The 1067-nt window shown below is 56.0% G+C and carries 1 pseudogene; it reads right to left on the bottom strand.

Going from position 1 to position 1067, the window contains the following annotated elements:
- A pseudogene (locus D3222_RS24730) lies at positions 1 to 1067 on the bottom strand (S-layer family protein); the annotation flags it as partial.

Raw genomic sequence — 1067 nt, 5'->3', positions numbered from 1 at the left:
AAGGCGACGCCCGGCGTTAACTGTTGCTGTTGGCCAAAGGCAATTCCGGCATCCATCAGCGCTTTAAACTGTGCTTCGTCGTTATTGTAGCCCGGCAGATAGCGTCGGCCGGTCAATTGGGTGATTTGGTCGCGCACTAGCCGCTGTTCGTAAAACCCATCGCCCAGGCGTTTGTGGACCAGCGCCGGGTCATGCGTTAATTGTTGCCGCATATAGTCCGAGCCTAACCACTGTTTATACCGGGTAAATTTCGGGTCGGTCTCGACCAGATAGTGGCTGTCACTGCCCGGCTGCACCGTATACAGGCTGTTATCCGGCAAGCGGGTGTTGGGGGTCACCACGCGTATCACCGGGTCGACTGTTTGCCCTTTCACCGTGTCCGCCAGAGTCGGGTCATCTATCCCGGTCACCGGTTTGACCGCCGTGGGGACCGCGTGAATCTGACCGGTCTGTCGGTCCGTCAGGGTGATATCGGTACCCTGTGGACGGGTATGCTCCTGCCAGGCCAGTGTTTTCAGGTCAAGGGTTTCTATCACCGGGGCCGGGTTATAACCACTGCGGCTTTTCCCTTGCGAGGTTTTAGTGCCACCGAACCCGAACTTTTTTTTCTTGGTTTTTTTGGCATACCAGTGAATCTGACGGCCTGCATCGGTGGTGATACGTTCGCCCTGAGTGGCGATATTGTGCAGTTCGCCGATTTCCCCGTCCAGCGCGCCGCCGGCGACAATTTGGCTGTCGTGATTGGTGACTTTCGCACTGTTCAGCGTGATATTACCGCCCGCCAGAATTTTACCGGGGTCACTCTGTTTAACCTGTGTTTCCTTCACGGTGCGGGTGTACTGATATTCGTAAAAGTCATTACTGCGGCTGCCATCCGGCATGATGGCATCGTGCACGTCGTATTTGTTGTGGCGGGAAGTGTCTACTTGAGACCAGTCATAGCGGGTGGTCTGGCCGCTCAGTACCGCGTCGTGATGTGGCGATTTTTCCGTTTCGACGACCTGCGTCACCAGACCGGCGTTGGTGTTGTTCATCTGCTCGGCCTGAATCTTCAAATTATTCCCGGC

It is taken from the genome of Photorhabdus sp. CRCIA-P01 (assembly GCF_003545805.1).
Taxonomy (GTDB): Bacteria; Pseudomonadota; Gammaproteobacteria; order Enterobacterales; family Enterobacteriaceae; genus Photorhabdus; species Photorhabdus antumapuensis.
This window is presented reverse-complemented; position numbering and strand designations above follow the sequence as displayed.